At 68.9% G+C, this 17,079-nt stretch carries 14 protein-coding genes and 2 pseudogenes; 3 read left to right on the top strand and 13 right to left on the bottom strand.

The genetic code is table 11. The annotated features are described in order from the left end of the window. Window position 1: 1 nt before the first annotated feature. The 9 genes and pseudogenes from KCH87_RS00400 to KCH87_RS00360 all read right to left on the bottom strand — a co-directional run bounded on the left by KCH87_RS00400 (window position 2) and on the right by KCH87_RS00360 (window position 9,923). Window positions 2-361 carry a cupin domain-containing protein gene (locus KCH87_RS00400; protein ID WP_210583175.1) on the bottom strand — a complete coding sequence of 120 codons (360 nt, stop codon included), beginning with the start codon at window positions 359-361 and terminating at the stop codon, window positions 2-4. Between the two features lie 85 nt (window positions 362-446). Then, window positions 447-1,802, bottom strand: coding sequence for an NAD(P)-binding domain-containing protein (locus KCH87_RS00395; protein WP_210583173.1), 1,356 nt, complete (start codon window positions 1,800-1,802; stop codon window positions 447-449). A gap of 44 nt (window positions 1,803-1,846) precedes the next feature. Then, the gene (locus tag KCH87_RS00390) at window positions 1,847-4,153 is read right to left on the bottom strand and encodes a DUF1989 domain-containing protein (RefSeq protein WP_210583171.1); all 2,307 of its coding nucleotides are present in this window, start codon (window positions 4,151-4,153) and stop codon (window positions 1,847-1,849) included. A gap of 186 nt (window positions 4,154-4,339) precedes the next feature. Beyond that, window positions 4,340-5,689 (bottom strand): ammonium transporter, encoded by a 1,350-nt coding sequence (locus KCH87_RS00385; RefSeq protein WP_210583170.1) that lies wholly within the window; start codon window positions 5,687-5,689, stop codon window positions 4,340-4,342. Between the two features lie 135 nt (window positions 5,690-5,824). Continuing rightward, window positions 5,825-6,487, bottom strand: a complete 663-nt coding sequence (locus KCH87_RS00380) for an XRE family transcriptional regulator (RefSeq protein ID WP_210583168.1) — start codon at window positions 6,485-6,487, stop codon at window positions 5,825-5,827. A 542-nt stretch (window positions 6,488-7,029) separates the two neighbouring features. Then, a complete protein-coding gene (locus KCH87_RS00375; RefSeq protein WP_210583166.1) occupies window positions 7,030-7,911 on the bottom strand; it encodes a helix-turn-helix transcriptional regulator in 882 nt (293 codons plus the stop codon). A 159-nt stretch (window positions 7,912-8,070) separates the two neighbouring features. Further along, window positions 8,071-8,490 carry a nuclear transport factor 2 family protein gene (locus KCH87_RS00370; RefSeq protein WP_210583164.1) on the bottom strand — a complete coding sequence of 140 codons (420 nt, stop codon included), beginning with the start codon at window positions 8,488-8,490 and terminating at the stop codon, window positions 8,071-8,073. 133 nt (window positions 8,491-8,623) lie between these two features. Continuing rightward, window positions 8,624-9,175: pseudogene (locus KCH87_RS00365) on the bottom strand (transposase); the annotation flags it as partial. A 559-nt stretch (window positions 9,176-9,734) separates the two neighbouring features. Then, a complete protein-coding gene (locus tag KCH87_RS00360) occupies window positions 9,735-9,923 on the bottom strand; it encodes a hypothetical protein (protein ID WP_210583162.1) in 189 nt (62 codons plus the stop codon). Window positions 9,924-10,001: 78 nt separating this feature from the next. Here KCH87_RS00360 and KCH87_RS48640 point away from each other — a divergent pair. Beyond that, window positions 10,002-10,109, top strand: a pseudogene (locus KCH87_RS48640) (carbohydrate ABC transporter permease); the annotation flags it as partial. Between the two features lie 78 nt (window positions 10,110-10,187). Here KCH87_RS48640 and KCH87_RS00355 read toward each other — a convergent pair. Further along, a complete protein-coding gene (locus tag KCH87_RS00355; protein ID WP_210583160.1) occupies window positions 10,188-10,676 on the bottom strand; it encodes a hypothetical protein in 489 nt (162 codons plus the stop codon). 409 nt (window positions 10,677-11,085) lie between these two features. Between KCH87_RS00355 and KCH87_RS00350 the strand changes: the two genes are divergently transcribed. Together KCH87_RS00350 and KCH87_RS00345 are read left to right on the top strand one after the other, a co-directional pair. After that, complete coding sequence (locus KCH87_RS00350; RefSeq protein ID WP_210583158.1) at window positions 11,086-11,577, top strand: hypothetical protein; 492 nt, start codon at window positions 11,086-11,088, stop codon at window positions 11,575-11,577. 64 nt (window positions 11,578-11,641) lie between these two features. Further along, window positions 11,642-12,883: an IS701 family transposase gene (locus KCH87_RS00345; protein ID WP_210583156.1), complete on the top strand. Its 1,242-nt coding sequence runs from the start codon at window positions 11,642-11,644 to the stop codon at window positions 12,881-12,883. Window positions 12,884-13,462: 579 nt separating this feature from the next. On the opposite strand, the gene KCH87_RS00340 is transcribed toward KCH87_RS00345, so the two are convergent. The 3 genes from KCH87_RS00340 to KCH87_RS00330 form a co-directional block, all read right to left on the bottom strand. Further along, entirely contained in the window at window positions 13,463-14,908 is a 1,446-nt protein-coding gene (locus tag KCH87_RS00340; RefSeq protein ID WP_210583154.1) for a carboxylesterase/lipase family protein, read from the bottom strand. Window positions 14,909-14,989: 81 nt separating this feature from the next. After that, window positions 14,990-15,895, bottom strand: coding sequence for an MBL fold metallo-hydrolase (locus KCH87_RS00335; RefSeq protein WP_247195511.1), 906 nt, complete (start codon window positions 15,893-15,895; stop codon window positions 14,990-14,992). Window positions 15,896-16,023: 128 nt separating this feature from the next. Then, window positions 16,024-16,989: an SMP-30/gluconolactonase/LRE family protein gene (locus tag KCH87_RS00330; RefSeq protein ID WP_210583151.1), complete on the bottom strand. Its 966-nt coding sequence runs from the start codon at window positions 16,987-16,989 to the stop codon at window positions 16,024-16,026. Window positions 16,990-17,079 lie beyond the last annotated feature (90 nt).

Raw genomic sequence — 17,079 nt, 5'->3', positions numbered from 1 at the left:
GTCAGGGAGCGAACGTCCGGTGGCCGGCGTAGAAGCCGATCGCGTGGTCCGAGGTCTCGAACTTGACCGTCGTGCCCTTGGGGAAGAACAGCACATCCCCCTTGACCGCTTCGACGACCTGGCCGGTCGCCATGTCGGTGAGCGTGAAATCCCCCTCGACGACGTACTTGGTCTCGTCGTACGTGTACTCGTAGACGAGCGGCTCGGAGTGGAACAGCTCGAAGAAGCCGGAGCAGATCACCGCGCCGCCCGGGTTGACGAACGCGTCGCCGATGAACGCCTTGGAACCCTCGACCTCCATGCTGGGGAGATCGGTCGCGCCGTCCTGCACCTTCAGGATCGGACCCTGGGTTGTGGTCATCCTCGCCCTCCTGGTGTGGTTCCTCTGGTGAAATTAAGTATCGTGCAGTGAAACAGTGGTTGGGTTACGCCGTCGTGAAGTTGGGTTACGGCATGTTCTGCGGCGCGGTGCGCAGGAAGGTGCCCGAAGAGTCGTCGAGCTCCTCCCACCACGGGGTGTGGTGGACCGGCGCGGCCGTGCCGGTGCAGGGGGAGGTGAAGGACCGGTCGCGGTAGCCGGTGATGGACTCCTCCTTGTGGTGCTCCCAGGTCGCGAAGTGCTCGCGGGCCAGGTCCAGGTCGAAGACGGGGTAGTCGGTGGCGGTGAGCAGCTCGCGCAGGTAGTCGGTCTGGAAGTCGATGTCGTCCATCGGGCCGGTGAGGGTGTCCTGCCGCTCGCGCCAGGCCGCGATGTCCGCTTCCATGGCGCTCGCGTCGGGCAGGCCGATCCGGCCGAGCACGATGTCGCGCACATAGAAGGCCTGCGCGTCGAACATCGTGAACGTGTAGTACTGGTCCTGCATCGCGAGGTACATGAACTTCGGGTTGGCCGTCCAGGCCACGCCCTTGTAGAGCTTCTCGGGGTAGAGGTTGTTGTCCGTACGGAGCCTCAACTCCTCCTCCACGAACGGGAACCGGTGCTGGTACCCGGTGCACAGGACGATGGCGTCCACGTCCTGCGCGGTGCCGTCGGCGAAGTGCGCGGTGCGGCCCTCGACCCGGTCCAGACAGGGCACTTCGCGGATGCCGTCGGGCCAGCCGAAGCCCATCGGGCTGCTGCGGTAGGAGATGGTCACGGACTTCGCGCCGTACTTGAGCGACTGCAGCGCGATGTCCTCGGCCGAGTAGCTGCCGCCGAGGACGAGCAGGTCCTTGCCCGCGAACTCGCCCGCGTCACGGAAGTCGTGGGAGTGCAGCACCCGACCGGGGAAGGTCGAAAAGCCGGGGTACTCCGGGAAGTTGGGGGTGGAGAAATGCCCCGTACCGACGATCACCCAGTCGAACTCCTCGGTGAGCGTGGTGCCGTCGGCCCGGTTCTCCACCGTGACCGTGAAGGTCTCCGAGGCGGCGTCGTACGCGATCCAGCGCACAGGCGTGTCGAACCGTATGTACTGGCGGACGTTGCTCTTCTTCGCCCGGCCGGTGATGTACTCGTACAGCACCTCGCGCGGCGGGAACGACGGGATGGGGCCGCCGAAGTGCTCGTCGAAGGTGTAGTCGGCGAACTCCAGGCACTCCTTGGGTCCGTTGGACCACAGATAGCGGTACATCGAGCCGTGCACCGGGTCGCCGTGCTCGTCGAGGCCGGTGCGCCAGGTGTAGTTCCACAGGCCGCCCCAGTCGCTCTGCTTCTCGAAGCAGACGACCTCGGGCACCGCGGCACCGGCCCGTCGGGCCTCCTCGAAGGCGTGGAGCTGGGCCAGGCCGCTGGGGCCCGCACCGATGATGGCAACGCGGGACATGCTGAACCTCCGAAGGGCAGGCGGGAGTTGAGGCAGGGGGAGAGTCAGGAGCGGGGCCGGGTCTTGTCGGGGTCGTAGAACGGGAAGCGGACGACCTGGGCAGGGATGCGTTTGCGGTGGCCGTCGAGCTTGCCGACCTCGACGGCGGTGCCCAGGGCGGCGTACTGGACGGCGATCCGGCACAGGGCGATGTTCTTGCGCAGGACGGGGGAGCGGGTGGCGCTGGTGACCACGCCGACCTGGGAGCGGCCTACGTGGACGCAGTCGCCGTGCCGCGCGGGCTCGTCGCCCGCCAGCTCCAGGCCGACCAGGGTGCGCTGCGGACTCGCCCTGCGGGCGAGCAGTGCCTCACGGCCCACGAAGTCGTCCTCCTTGGTCTTCAGGGGGACGGTGAAGCCGATGCCCGCCTCGTACGGGTCGGTCTGGTCGCAGAACTCGTATCCCGCGAAGGCGAGTCCGGCCTCGATGCGCAGCATGTCAAGGGCCTGGAGCCCGAGCGGGGTGAGGCCGTACGGTTCGCCGGCCTCGCGGACCGCGTCCCACAGCGCGGTGGCGTGGAGCGGGTGGGTCCACAGCTCGTAGCCGAGTTCGCCGGAGTAGCCGGTGCGGGAGACGAGCAGGGGAACGCCGTCCGGTCCGCCCAGCCGGCCGATCGCGAAGCGGAACCAGCCGAGGCCGGCGAAGGCGGGCTGGGTCTGCGGGGTCCAGACGATCTCGGCGAGCAGGTCCCGGCTGGCCGGACCCTGCACGGCGAGGTTGTGCAGCTGGTCGGTGGACGGCTTGATCCACACCCGGTCGAGGCCGAGCCGCAGCGCCTGTTCGCGCAGCCAGACGCCGTCGTAGTCGTCGCCGCCCACCAGGCGGAAGTTGGTGTCGCCGAGCCGGAAGACCGTGCAGTCGTCGATCATTCCGCCGGTCTCGTTGCACATCGCCGAGTAGACGACCTGGCCGTGCGACAGCTTGCGGATGTTGCGGGTGAGGGTCGCCTGCAGCAGCGCCTCCGCGTCCGGCCCGGTGACCTCGAACTTGCGCAGCGCGGACAGATCCATCACGGCGGCTCGCTCGCGGCAGGCCCAGTACTCCTCCTGCGGTCCGTGCCGGTCGTAGGTGTCGGGCAGCCAGAAGCCGCGGTACTCCGTGAACTGCCGCGTCAGCGCCTGAGTGCGCGGCGCGAACGCGGACGGCCGGGTGAGGCGTGGTTCCGCGTCCGGGGTGACGCGGTGGGCGATGGCCATGGAGAACGTCCTCCTCGCGTCGTACACACGGACGTGGATGTCGGTCGGCACCCAGGCGTTCGACGGATCGATGTCGTCGGGGCAGGCGGAGGAGGCGCAGACGAGATCGGTCATCGCGCGCAGCAGGACGTAGTCGCCGGGCCGGGACCAGGGTTCGTCGAACACGAACCGGTGGTCGGCGTCGAAGTCGGTGTTGTAGAAGAGATTCAGGGCGGGCCAGCCGGATCGGGCGGCGATGCCGTAGCCACCGAGCTGCCCGTTGAAGTTGTCGGTGCAGTTGGGGTGGCCCGGATAGCCCATGTCCTCGTAGTACTTGGCGTTGCAGGCGAGACCGAAGGTGTCGTGGCGGCCGACGGTGTCACGCACCACGTCGAGCAGCGGCCGGGCATCGGCGTCGTAGAACTTGCCGTGCAGGCCGGGCTGCGGATAGGCGCGGCCGGTGAACGAGCGGGTGGCGGTCGCGTCGAGGCCGCGCTCCACGCCGTCCTGGAGCCGGCGGGCGCCGAACGCCAGGAAGTCGGAGCACTGGCGGCCCTCGACGTCGATGACCTGTATGTACTGCCCCTTCTTCACCTCGTACGCGCGAGCCGTGGTGGCGTCGATCCTGAGGTCGAGCACGGGCTCGGCGAGGGGCTCGGGGAGCAGCGGGCCGGGCGCGTGGTGCGGCGCGGACCGGCGTATCTCCAGCAGCAGTTCGGACGGCGGGTTGGCTTCTTCCTCTTGTACGTCCATGGGGGCGCCGGGCGCTCCGACGAGGCTGACGCATTCCTCGGTCGCCGTGAACTCCTCCCGGGACCCGGCGGGTGACCACGGCCCGAACAGCCGTATCGCGAGGGCGGATCGAGGATCGACACCGTGCTCCGCGGCCAGGGGCGATGTGCGCAGCACGGTCGCGGGCGCGTCCTGGACGGCTCCGAATGCCGTGCCGGTGCGGTCGATCACGGTGAGTTCGGCGGGCTGTCGGCCGTAGCGGTCGATCACGGTGAGCCGGTCGCCGGGGGAGAGCCGGACGCCGGTGAGGCCTCCGGGGCGTACGGGATAGGTCTCGAGGCCCGGCTCGCGAGGGGTGAGGCCGGGGAGGAGCAGGCGTGGGGGCGGTGCTGACGGCAAGGTCATGCGAGCTCACCTCTCGGTGTCCTCTGGTGAAATCAAGTATCACGTCAGGAAACAGTGAGGGTGGTTAACCGACGGTTAAGGCGTGTTACGTTCCGCCCGCCGCCGATCGGTCACCATGTCGAAGACCCGGCCCTGTTGGTGCACAGGACCGGGTCTTCCGGGGTGTCGGGACAGGGTTCGGAGCCGTCAGCTCTTCGTGTTCTCTGCCGCGGCGGACGTGAGCGCCTCCGCCTTCTCGACCACCGCGCGTGAGCGCTCGGCCGGCTTGGGGGTGGGGCCGAAGAGGGCGCCCTCCAGGTCCCAGGCGACCTCGCCGTGCACGGTCACGTCGACGCCGTTCTCCTCGGCCTCCGGCTCCAGGCGCATGCCCATCGTCTTGTCGAGCGCCTTCACCAGGAGCCAGGTGACGACGAAGGAGTAGGTGAGGACGGCGAGCGAGGCCACGGTCTGGATGCCGAGCAGCTTGAAGCCGCCGCCGTAGAAGAGGCCGCTCGCGCCGCTCGGCGCGTCCGAGGTGGCGAAGAGACCCACCAGCAATGTGCCCGCCACGCCGCCGACCAGGTGGACGCCGACCACGTCGAGCGAATCGTCGTACCCGAGGCGGTACTTGAGCTTGATGGCGAGCGGGCACAGGGCGCCCGCGATCGCGCCGACCGCCAGCGATCCGATCGGCGACACGGCACCGCAGGCAGGGGTGATCGCGACCAGACCGGCGATCATGCCGGACACCGCGCCGAGCGCGGTCGGGTGCCCGTGGGTGAACCGCTCGACGGCGACCCAGGCCAGCAGGCCCGCGAAGGAGGCGTTCATGGTGATCAGGACGACCACGGCCGCGCTGTTGCCCGCGGCCAGCGCCGAGCCGCCGTTGAAGCCGAACCAGCCGAAGAACAGGATGCCGCCGCCGAGCACCGTGAGCGGGATGCTGCTCGGGCGGGGCTGCCGCGGCCAGCCGCGCCGGGCGCCGAGCGCGAGGACCGCGGCCAGGCCCGCGATACCGGAGTTGATGTGCACGGCGGTGCCACCCGCGAAGTCCACCGCGCCCAGCTCGTTGAGGATCCAGCCACCGGTGAGCGAGCCGTCCTCGGCACTGAGCGAGAACACCCAGTGACCGATGGGCAGATACACGAAGGTCACCCACAGCCCGGAGAAGACGATCCAGGCGCCGAACTTCACCCGGTCCACCAGGGCGCCGGCGATGATGCCCACCGTGATCGCCGCGAACAGGGCCTGGAAGGCGGCGAAGAGCGCGGGTGGGATTGCCGCGTCCTTGTCGCCGGTCAATACATCGGTGAGACCCGCGTGTTCGGTGACGTCGCCGAGCAGGCCGAGCCCTCCGTACGAGTCGCCGAACACCGCGGAGTAGCCGTACAGGGTCCATACGACGGCCCCGGCGGCGCACGCGCCGAGCACCATCATGATCATGTTGAGGGTGGAGCGGGCGCCGGCCATGCCGCCGTAGAAGAGAGCGAGGCCGGGAACCATCAGGCTCACCGCCGTGAAGGCGGCGAGAATCCAGGCGGTACTTGCTGCGTCCATGCTGTGCTGTCCTCCCCATAGTGCGGGGCCCTCTCGGGTCTCCTGAGAGGAACCAATGTTGCAAGAGGGTGGACGAAATGTGTTACGAGGCGCCGCACGCACGATAAAGAGTGTGTTGCTCCCTCAGGTGCTCCCTCAGGACTCGATGTCTCCGTAGGCCACGACCGACAGGAAGCGGATCGGCAACTCCACCAACTCCTGCGGGCCGTGCACGCCCTCGCCGTCCAGCTGCAGCGCGTCGCCGGGACGCATCCGGTACGCGGCGTCGCAGTGCCCGTAGACCATCTCGCCGTCGAGCATGAACAGCAGCTCGGTGCCCGGGTGTTGGAACAGCGGGAACACCTCGCTCTGCTCGGTCAGCGTGACGAGGTGGGCCTCCATCCGCTTGTGCGGGCCGCGCAGCGCGCCGAGCAGGGTGTAGTCGTGGCCCACCCGCGACCCGCGCTGAATGATCCGGGCGCCCGCGCCGGACGGGGTGAACACCGCCTCGCGCTGGGTGTCGGCCCCCCGGAAGAGCGCGGTCACCGGCACGTCCAGGGCGGCCGCGAGCCGGGCCAGGGTGGTGAGACTGCAGGACGTCTGGGCGTTCTCGATCTTCGACAGCATGGCCTTGGAGATACCCGCGCGGATCGCCATGTCGCCGACCGTCAGTCCGATCGCCTGCCGGTAGCGGCGCACCTGCACGGCGATCGCCCGCTCCAGGGCACCGTCGACGGGCGACGGCTGGTCCACCTCGCGGGCGGCCGGGCCGTGATCGGTCCGCTCCTGCTGACCGGGGGTCTGCTGCGCCTCGCTCATCGTTCGCCGTCCATCCGCGCAGCATAACCAACGGGCCGACGGACGCCTCGGCGCTCTCCGTCACCGGGGTACGGCCTGCTCCCGGTACTCCCTGCTAGGTAGGAGCATCAGCTGCGCGCGTAGGACGACAGGGCAGGAAGGCTTCCGAGGATGGTGACAACCGTGTGGAAGGAGCCTTCCGTGCGCCATGTCCCGCATTCCTCGCGACGGTCCCTGGCCGCACTCACCGCGGTCCTGTTGCTGGCCCTCGCCCTGGCGGGCACCTCGGCCATTGCTTCCGGGAGGTGGCGGAATTGGGCCATGGGGGCGGGCGCGGTCCTCGGCGCCGAAGAGGCGGCGCAGGCGGGCATCTTGGTCGGCTGTCCAGCCGACAGCGCTGTCCGAGACGTTCCACCAGAGGGCGAGAGCGTCGCCGGGGTGCAGTACTCTCCTCGACACCATCCACACTCGAGCAGGTACGCACCAACTTGGGCCAAGTCGGGTGTGGGAGTGGTGATCAGGTCACCGTGGCCCGCCGTCCTGTCCACGGGCAGGGTGGTGGGTCACGACGCGGAGTGCGGCGTGGTGTCGGGGGACGCCGCCCCGGTGCCTTCGGTCCGGTCCGCGGCCGGCGTCGACAGCAGCCGCAGGCCCTTCTCACTGGCGGACCCGGGCTCGGCCTGGCACACGACGAGGTGCCCGCCATCGACATCGGCCACCGCGAACGAGTGGTAGGTCAACGTCAGCTCACCGACGTGCGGGTGGGTGAGCCGCTTCGCCTCCCGTGTCTTCGAGGCGACGGTGTGCCCCCGCCAGAGACGGTCGAAGTCCTCGCTGCCCGCACACAGTTCGGCGATCAGCGGCTCCAGCCGCCCGCGTGCGGCGGGACGGCCCCAGGCCTGCCGCAGCGATCCGGCGTTCGCGGCCGCGATACGTTGCCAGTCGAGGAAGAACCGCCGGCCCTCGGGATCCAGGAAGATCATCCGCGCGAAGTTGTCCGAGGATATGAACCCGCTGTGCAGTGCTGTCCCCAGAGTGTTCGCCGCGAGGATCTGCTGGGTCTCGTCGATCACGAACGCGGGCGTCGACGGGAACTGGCCCAGCAGCTGATGCAGCGAAGGATGGACCGCACGGCCGCCGGCACCACCCGCGGCGGGCGCCGGGTTGCCCGCGAGCCGGCACAGGTGGGCGTGCTCGTCGTGGTCGAGGTTCAGCGCGGCGGCAAGCGCGTCCAGCATCTGTGTCGAGGGATGACGCTCACGACCCTGTTCCAGACGCGTGTAGTAGTCGGCACTGGCCCCGGCCAGTGCCGCCACCTCCTCCCGCCGCAACCCCGCGACGCGGCGGTGCCCTCGCGGCAGGCCTACCTCCTCCGGAGCGACCGCCGCGCGCCGCGCCCGCAGGAAGTCGCCCAGCTGCGAGCCAGACTTGTCTCGATTCGTCATCACCGACCAGCGTAAGCCGATAGCGACGCCGCGAGGTGGGTGTGCCACACCCACCTCGAAGGCCCGCCCGCCGGGCGGATGTCCTCGGCCGGGATGCTCGGCTGGCGGCCCACGAGTTCTCCGCCACCTAGGCCACGAGCGCGCGGCCCGGCCTGTGACTCACAGCCGCACGCGATCGATGATCTCGTAGTAGGCATGGAGGTCGAGCCATTCGATACCGGACACGACCTTCCCGTTCTTCATGGTGAGAATGTAGAGATAGCCGTTGTGATACGGCTCACCGTCAATCGCGACGCCCGTGCTCTCGATCCGGACGATGACGTCGTCGCCGTCGGCCCACAGGCCGCGTGGCGTGATCGAAAGCGGACCGTCGAGCCTGTCGAACAGTGCCGCCTCGGCATTCTCGTGGAGATCCTTCAAGCCGTGGTAGATCCCGGCGACCGGACCGTGACCGGCGATCTCCCATTCGGTGTCGTTGGTGAAGATCTTCGTGAAGAACTTGGTGAAGTCGTCTTTTCCTTCGGCGAGGGCGTCCCTGACGATCCGCAGGTTGCTTTCCTCGTGAGGCGAGTAGGACATGTGTTTCCCATCAGGTTTTCCGAGTTTCTACCGGCGCTCTTCGGCCCGTTCGAGGCCGTCGAGCCGCATTCGACGTTATACGCGATCCGGCCGAGGTCAGAGGCCGCGTCGTACCTAGGTGTGGCACGTCCCCTCAGCCTTTCCGTCGGCGACGAGGACCCGGAACTCGGTAACGTCGGGCTGGCCGGTTGTTCGACCTGACTGTCCCTGTAGTCCATGAACTGGGCAGCGGTATCCCGCTGGGTGTCGTCTCGTCCGTTATGCGCTTGGTGGGGTTGTCGATCGAGGCGACGTGGAAGCCGCGAACTCCTGGGTTTCTGTTGACGACTTCGACGTCGATTCCGAGGCTGGCGCCGTGCTCGATGACGGCGTTCTTGAAGCCCGTGTCGACCCAACTCTTGGAGACGCTGGGGTAGGTCTTCTTGGCCTGGTCGAGGAGCTGGATTCCGACGGCGTTCTCGGACAGGCTCGCGGCGGTGACGGTCACGGCGAGGAGCAGACCGAGTGTGTCGGTGATGATGCCCCGTTTCCTGCCGACGATCTTCTTGGCGGCGTCGGTTCCCTGGCTGGTCAGAGGCACATTGATGGCGGTCTTTACGCTCTGGGTGTCGATCACGGAAGCGGTCGGTTCGGGTCTGCGTCCTTCCTTCACGCGGGCCAGGCGGGTCAGGTCGTAGGTGAGCTGGTCAGCCAAGGTGGGGGTGACGGGCATCGTCCAGCGCATGAGTGTGCCGGGGACCGTGGTCGTGGGGCGGGTTCGCCAGTCTCCCCGTCGAGTGGCGGCAGCAGGTCATGCGCCGTATGGGCACCGGCACCACCCCCATGGCTGCCATCGCCGTAGCCGTCCGCGCCCGCACTCACGCCATCCGGCACGACGGCCCAACTGTGACTGAGCGCTTCAGTTGGCGGATGAGCGCGCTACCTGGCGGAACTGTGCGTTGTAGTTGGCGGAACCGCTGGTGCTGGGGGCGGGGGCAGCCCGTGTTCATGCTGGTGATGCGTTGGGTGGCCAGGGGTGTGCTCCAGGGCGGTTGCCGAACAGTAGTCGGTCCAGGTGGTGGGGCAGGAAGTGCGGGCGCCCCGGACGCTCGGCGACCATCGCTGCTGCCAGCCAGAGCGGCTGCCCATCGACCCAGGGCACGATGAGTGACCCTCCGGGGCGCGGGGCCGGGTGGCGAGTGTAAGGCGGCTACGGTGCTTGAGTTCGGCGACGGCCTGCTTCGGCAGTTGGACGGATTGGGAGATCAGATGAGGCGGCGGGCCTCGTCGTACGCGGCCGTGCGCCCGTGGAGGTTGCCGCCGGTGTCAAGGGCGGTGTGCAGCAGCTTGGCACCGCGATCCAGGGCGCGTTGCTCGTCGGCGAGCAGGTAGCGGTGGCCGACCTTGCGGGCGTGGGCGTCGGCGGCCTGCAAGGTGATCTGCAGGTCGGTCATGGCGCGGCGGGCGTTGCCAGCGGCTGCCGGAGCGTGGATGAGCGCGGCGGTCTGGGTGAGCGACGGTGACGTCGTTGCAACCTCCTCGTGGCAGGCTCGGTGCTGGTGTCGCTCCCGACCATCCTGGTGTTCCTGCTCCTGCAGCGGCACTTCAGCGCGGGGCTGACCCTCGGTTCGAACAAGGGGCAGCCGTTGACCTGCGGGCGGGCACCCCTCGTGAGGTCGGCGCCCGCCCGCAGGTGCGCCCTGTTGCTCGGGTCGTGATCAGAACTCGGGGTTGTCCCGCTTGGGACCGCGCACGCAAGTGTTGGTCGGGCCCCAGTCGTCATTGCAGAGAATCACCCGCGCCCAGGAGATCGCCCCCATGGGAGCGTGCTGATAGGAGACGCCTTCCGTGTGGCCGGTACCTCCCATGCAGCCCTCGCCCCAGGCCGTTGTGTCGTCGACGATCTCAACGTGGCCGTTGCCATGCTTTACTTCCAGCCGCGCATAAACGTTATTGCCGTCGCACGAGGTGTCATTGGCGTAAGTCCAAATGTCTTCGATCGTGCTGTCTCCGGTGAATTTGAACCACGCACCGCCGAACCCGAAGTACTCATCGGCACCCGAGTGCACATCATCCGCCGCGGCGGGCCGCTGCTGGGCGGTCACGACCGCTGCGCCGACACCAGTCTGCGGCTGGGCCTGAGCTGCTTGAACCGGGAGTAGCAGCGATGTGGCCGCTAATGTGCTGAAGAGCCAGAGTTTACGCATCCGTTCTTCCCTTCCGTTCTTGGCGCACCACACCCCGCTGTGGCGCTATGGTCTCTGGAATTCCCCTTCCTGGCGGAACCAGCTCACCCTGACCGTAGATGCGCGCGGCAGCCGCACCCCAGGACCTTCGGCCCCATCCGAAAGACGAACCCCTTCTTCCGGAACCGAACGTCGAGGGGGGCAACCTGAGGGGCAGCCACACCACCAGCATGAATACAGGCTGCCCCCGCCCCCAGCGCCAGTGGTTCCGCCAACTACAACGCACAGTTCCGCCAGGTAGCGCGCTCATCCGCCAACTGAAGCGCTCAGTCACACCAACCTCGTCCGACAACTGCCCCAAGGGCGCCTAGTACTCCAGCCGTAGATCGTGATCATGGATACGGAGACTGCTCGCCGGTAGCCTGCCTGCGTGGCTGAGATCTGGGGCGAAGAGCAGTTGATCGCGGACGGCTTCGAGCGGGTGTACGCCGAGTCGGAGTGGTACGGCGAACCGTGGGCCGGCCTTGCTGACATCGACGGGAAGCCTCACTACTTCGAGATGCACGTCTACGACCACAGCCATGAAGTCGATGAGTACCAGGTCTGGCCCGCAAGCGAGACGGTGGCGGAGCTGGAGCGCGAGCAGTGGGCGATCTACGCCAGGTGGTATGAGCGCCGTGAGGCGGGCGAGGTCGGCCAGGAGAGCCATCCGGGCCACGGCGGGGTCGACGCCCGCTATGACGAGCTGGAGCTGCTGTTGGCGCCGCACCGCTTGGCGCCGGACGGCGCCCGTCGGCTCGTGTGTGAGCTGCGGTTCGTTGCCGGTGTCGACGTTCGCTACCGAGTCGAGGGGCCCGACTACTGGCTTCGGTGGCGTCCGAGGCCGCCGTTGATCATGGGGTGTTGTGTGGACAACCAATGATCACGCGGCGGCCTCGGACGCCGGCGTAGTGCCTGCCCACTGGCAGGAGGCATTCGAAGGACTGATGAGCCGGATCGCCGGCCGGTTCTCCCGAGTTGAACCCCGTCGCCGGGTGCGGCGGTTGGTCTCCGGGCTGCTGTCGGACCTGCCGAGGAAGAACTGCTGGACCCTGGCCGAGCACGCGGGTGATGCCACTCCGGACGGCATGCAGCACCTGCTCCACCGGGCGAAATGGGACGCCGACGCGATTCGTGACGACATACGGGCCTACGTGGTCGAGCACCTGCGCGACACCGAGGCGGTGCTCGTGGTCGACGAGACGGGCGATTTGAAGAAGGGCACCGCGACCGTCGGCGTCCAGCGTCAGTACACCGGCACGGCCGGCCGAGTCGAGAACGCCCAGGTCGCCGTTTATCTCGTGTACTCCGCCGCCCGCGGACACGCCGCCATCGACCGAGCCCTGTATGTGCCGCGCTCGTGGACCGAGGCACCGGACCGCTGCCGGAGCGCGGGCATCCCCGACGACCTGGCCTTCGCCACCAAACCCCAACTTGCCGCCCGCATGGTCGAGCGGGCCTTGGACGCGGGAGCACCCGCGCGCTGGGTCGCGGGCGACGAGGTCTACGGCGACAACCCGCACCTGCGGATCGCCCTGGAACATCGTCGGACCGGCTACGTCCTGGCGGTGTCCAGCACCCACTCCGTCATCACGCCCGCCGGTAAGTTCCAGGCGAAGACCCTGGCCGCGCGGATCCCGAAGCGGGCCTGGCAGCGGCTGTCGGCCGGAGCAGGCGCGAAGGGTGAGCGGTACTACGACTGGGCCCAGATCGACATCCTCGACGCCGCCGGTTGGCCCGGCCAGTGGTGCCTGTTGGTCCGTCGCAACCGTCGCACCGGTGAACTCGCCTCATACCGCTGCTTCTCACCGCGTCCGGTGCCGATGTCCGAGCTGGTGCGGGTGGCCGGACGGCGCTGGACGATCGAGGAGACGTTCCAGGCAAGCAAGGGCTTGACCGGCCTGGACGAGCACCAGGTCCGCCGCTGGGCCTCCTGGCACCGCTGGGCCACCCTCGCCATGCTCGCCCACGCCTTCCTCGCCTGCACTGCAGCCACCGAACGCCGCGACCGACCCGCCCCCGACGACCTGATCCCCATGACCGGCAACGAGATCCAGCACCAGTTCGCGGCATTGATCCGCCCAGCCCACGACCTCGCACACCGCCTGCGCTGGTCACACTGGCGACGTCGGCATCAAGCCCGCGCGCACCGGTGCCACTACCGACATCAAGCGGCCGTCCAGCCATGAAGATCACGATCTACGGCTGGAGTACTAGACGCCTCGCGGACCCGCAGGGACAGGACCTGCGGGGCGCCCGCGCGCCCTTGGTCTCCCAGGGGCGGGCGCCATCCTGTCCCGACCTTTGACCACCGCAGACCATCGCTGCCCGTGCGTGCCGACAAAGGCACGGGCAGCCTCCCGCCTGCGGAGCGGTCGCCGCCGGTGCGGGCGATGGGACGGCAGGCACGGATATCCCGGTGATCATGAAACGTATGGAATCTCCCTGGTCGGGTGAACCGTGCCTGCACTGCTACGTCCGCCCAGTTCGGCGCCTACTGGCGGGCGGATGGCTCATTCGGAACCGTGTGCATCGAGACCTGTAATTCCTGCGCTGCGCAACACTCGAGACTCCTGCCGAACGCGGAATCACCTTGGTTCTCGCGGGTGAGGACCTCGGCGGCTCGTGCCGAACCGCCGGCGGCTGCGGGTTCTCGGCCAGTGGGCGCGGGGGTGATCAGGTCCCGGTGGCCTGCTCGGGTGTCATCGCGAGCAGCGTCTCCCGGCCGTCGGCGCGCAGCGCGCGGCGCCGTTGCCCGCGGTTGGCGGTCAGGCGGCGCCGATGTGCTGGATGCGGCCCCCGGCCGGTTCGTGGACGGGCCAGCCGGGATTGCCGGTCTCAGCGAACTGTATCCACGATTGGTGGACACGAGTGGCGAGTGGGGCGGGCGGTGCGGCGTTGCCGAGGAGCCCTCGTGGGCCGCGCAGCGATGGCAGGGACAGGCGGTCGAAGACGAACGGCAACTCCATGACATGGCTGGCGCCCAGTTGTCCGTCGATCGCGTCGGAGCGCCAGACGAATTCGTAGCAGTACGTGCGCCCGTCCGCGGCGCTCGCGTGAGCGGCGGCCATCTGCCGGGTGCCGGCTGTGAACAGCCCGTCACCGAGGATGGTGGTGCGCAGGTCGGCGGCTGAGGCGGACGGGTGCTGTGTTCGGTAGGCACGGACGGCCTCGTCGGGGTCGGGGTGGAACCTTGCTGCGGTGTCCCGGACATCGGCATCGGTGGTCCTCGCCAGGAGTCCCAACGGGGCCAGGTAGAGAGCGCCCTCGTCGAGATTGGTGCCGATCAGCAAGTCGATCTCGCTTCCCTGGCCGGCGGCGACCGCAGTGGCAGGCTGGTGCTCGCTGACCAGGCTGAAGGAGGTGATGCCGCCGAGCGGGTCGTGGTGGGTGGAGGTGCGCACGTCCAGGCCGGTCAGGCCGGCCATGACGGCGACGAGGCGCTCGTCGGGGATGTCGGCCAGGGTCTTGACGCTGGGTTCGAGGTCCAGCTCGCGTCCGACCGCCGCGGTGACGATGCCGGCCTGGTCGGGAGTGAAGGTGCCGGTGCCGGTGCCGCTCTGGATGATCGCCCGTCGGACCAGGCCGGAGGAGGCCGGGTCGGCGAGGACGCCGCAGACGATGATGGCTCCGGCGGACTGGCCGAAGAGGGTGACGTTGCCGGGGTCGCCGCCGAATTGGGCGGCATTCTCCTGGATCCAGTGCAGGGCGGCCAGGACGTCGAGCATGCCGCGGTTGTCCGGGGCGTCGGGCAGGTGGAGGAAGCCGGGGATGCCCAGGCGGTAGTTGACGGTGATCAGCACGACGCCGTCGCGGGCGAAAGCCGTTCCGTCGTAGAGCGGTGCACGGCCGGAGCCCGCGACGAACCCTCCGCCGTGCACGAACACCATGACCGGCCGGGTCGGCCCATCCGGCTGCGGGGCCCAGATGTTGACGGTGAGGTAGTCGTCGCCGCGCTGCCAGCCCGGTCCGAAGTAGGGCGACATGTCGAGGGTGCCGAAGGAGTCCCGGGTGGGCTGGGGCGCGGTCGGTCCCGGCCGCGTCGCGTCACGGACTCCGGTCCACCGTTGGTGCGGGCTCGGCGCGGCGAAACGCCTACGTCCGACGGGCGGTGCGGAGTAGGGGACATCGAGGAAGACAGTCCCGTGTCCGTGGCGGCGACCGCGGACAGGGCCTGAGGTGGTGGTGACGGTGGCGGGATCGGCGGGTGCCATCTCGGATCTCCTGGCTGCTGGTTGCTCACGTCGATGCCGCCGCTCCGGGGTGGCCGGAGCGACGGCGGGGTGGAGTCGGGGTCAGTACCTCGTGATCGGTGCCCACTTCTTGATCATGAACCCGCTGCCCTTGTGCTCGACTTCGAGGGCGCTGTGGCCGCTGAAGTGGGCGGGCAGGACGAGGGCGCCTGTGTCGGCGGCCCAGCCGAGCAGCCTGCGGCGGGTTTTGCGGGCCTGGGCCGGGTCGTGGCAGAAGCAGCTGTTGTGGTCGGGGTGCGTGACCTGAAGGGGAGTGTGCATCAGGTCGCCGGCGAACAGGGCCCGGTCGCTGCGGGAGGCCAGCATGACGATGCTGGATCCGGGCGTGTGGCCGGGGGCTGCTTCCAGCCGCAGGTGCGCGTCGATGGTGTGGCCTTCCTCCCACAGCTGCACCTGGCCCGCGGCGTGTACGGGGGCGACGCTGTCCTCGAAGACGTTCTCGTTGACGCCGCCGGCGATGCCGGGGTTGTTCGCCGGATTCCAGAACTCGAAGTCGGCCTTGGGCATCAAATAGTTGGCGTTCGGGAACGTGGGTACCCAGGCGCCGTCGATCAGGCGGGTGTTCCAGCCGACGTGGTCGACGTGCAGGTGGGTGTTGACCACAAGGTCGACGTCCTCGGGCCGCACACCGGCGCGCGCGAGGTTGCCGAGGTAGTCCAGCCGTAGGTGGTCCCACGCAGCGACGGCCGGGCGGGACTTGTCGTTGCCGACGCCGGTGTCGACCAGGATGGTCCTGCCCTCGCTGCGCAACAGCCAGGTCTGCATCGCGACATGGACCATGGCGTCGTCGGCGCCCAGGTGGTCGGGCACGAGCATGGCACGCTGGTCCTTCCATGCCTGCTCGGGCAGGTCCGGGAAGAACTGGTCCGTGGGCATGATCGGCCCGTGCAGCTCCTCGATCCGGGTGATGGTGACATCGCCCAGGGTGATCTCGTGGGTGTCCTGCAAGGTGCTTCTCCGTTCGGTGCGCGGGGCTTGGAGTGCTCGGGGTGGCATGACGGGGCGGCCTGTCGACAAGGACGCGGTCGTCCGGGACGAGCCGGTGCAACTCCTCGGCGGGTCGGTGCCCGCGACGCTCAGCGGTTCAGGTGGGCGCGGAGCAGGTTGGGGTCCTGGGCGGTGGTATAGGCGGCGCTCGTCACGTAGACGGTGTTGCCGCTCAGGGCGATGGACGTGGGGTTCCGCAGGCCGTCGGCCTGGGTCAGCACGGTGGAGTGGCTGCCGTCGGGCTGGACGAGCGCGACCTGGTTGGGGCCGTTGAGGGCGGCCAGCAGTTGGTTTCCGTGGCCGGTGAAGGCGAAGTCGTCGATCCCCGGCAGACCGGTGGCCTCGGTCCTGAGCGAACCGGCGCGCCCGTCCCGGAGGATGGGGATGCGCACGACGGTGCCCTTGTCGAGGTTGGTGGCCCAGACCGCCCCGTTGTGGATCTTCAGGCCGTTGGCGCCGAGAAAGCCGGCGGGGGCAAGTTCGGGGGCGGTGGACCAAGCGGTGGGGGTGCCGCCGGTGGTGGGCACGCTCCAGACGGTGCCGAGCACGGAGTCGGTGACGTAGAGGGTGCGGGTACGCGGGTCCAGCGCCAGGCCGTTGGGCAGGCCGCCCGCGGGCAGTGCGGCGATCCGCTGCGGCTTGCCACCGGGGCGCAATCGCCACACACCAGTGAGGTCGGCGGTTCCGGTGGCGTACAGAAAGTACAGGGTGCCGTCGTGGGCACGGACGATTCCGACGGTCAGCGGGAAGCCCAGGACCGGGGTGTGGATACCGCCGTCGGCGGGCAGAGGCAGGGTGGCCAGGATCCGGGACGTGCCGTTGGGGGAGACCTTGGCGACCTGGCGGCCCTGGGCGAAAGTGACGTACGTGGTGCCGCCCGGTGCCAGGGCGATGTTCTCCGGCATCTGCCCCTTGGTCAGGTCGAAGTGCGCGGCGATTCGCGCCCTGCTCAGCGGAGCGGACTCGACCGACGCCGACGCCGGAGTGGGCGCTGCGGCAGCGGCCGCGACAAGGACGGCCGCCGATACAGCGGACATGGAGAGCTTCTTGAACATGGATCCTTCACTGGTTTTCGGGCATGCGGCAGCAACACGCCGACGCACGGGTTGGGCAGGTGGGCTCTGCTCGGGGGCCATGCGGCCCCG

The sequence above is a fragment of the Streptomyces sp. GESEQ-35 genome (assembly GCF_017948485.1).
GTDB lineage: Bacteria > Actinomycetota > Actinomycetes > Streptomycetales > Streptomycetaceae > Streptomyces.
This window is presented reverse-complemented; position numbering and strand designations above follow the sequence as displayed.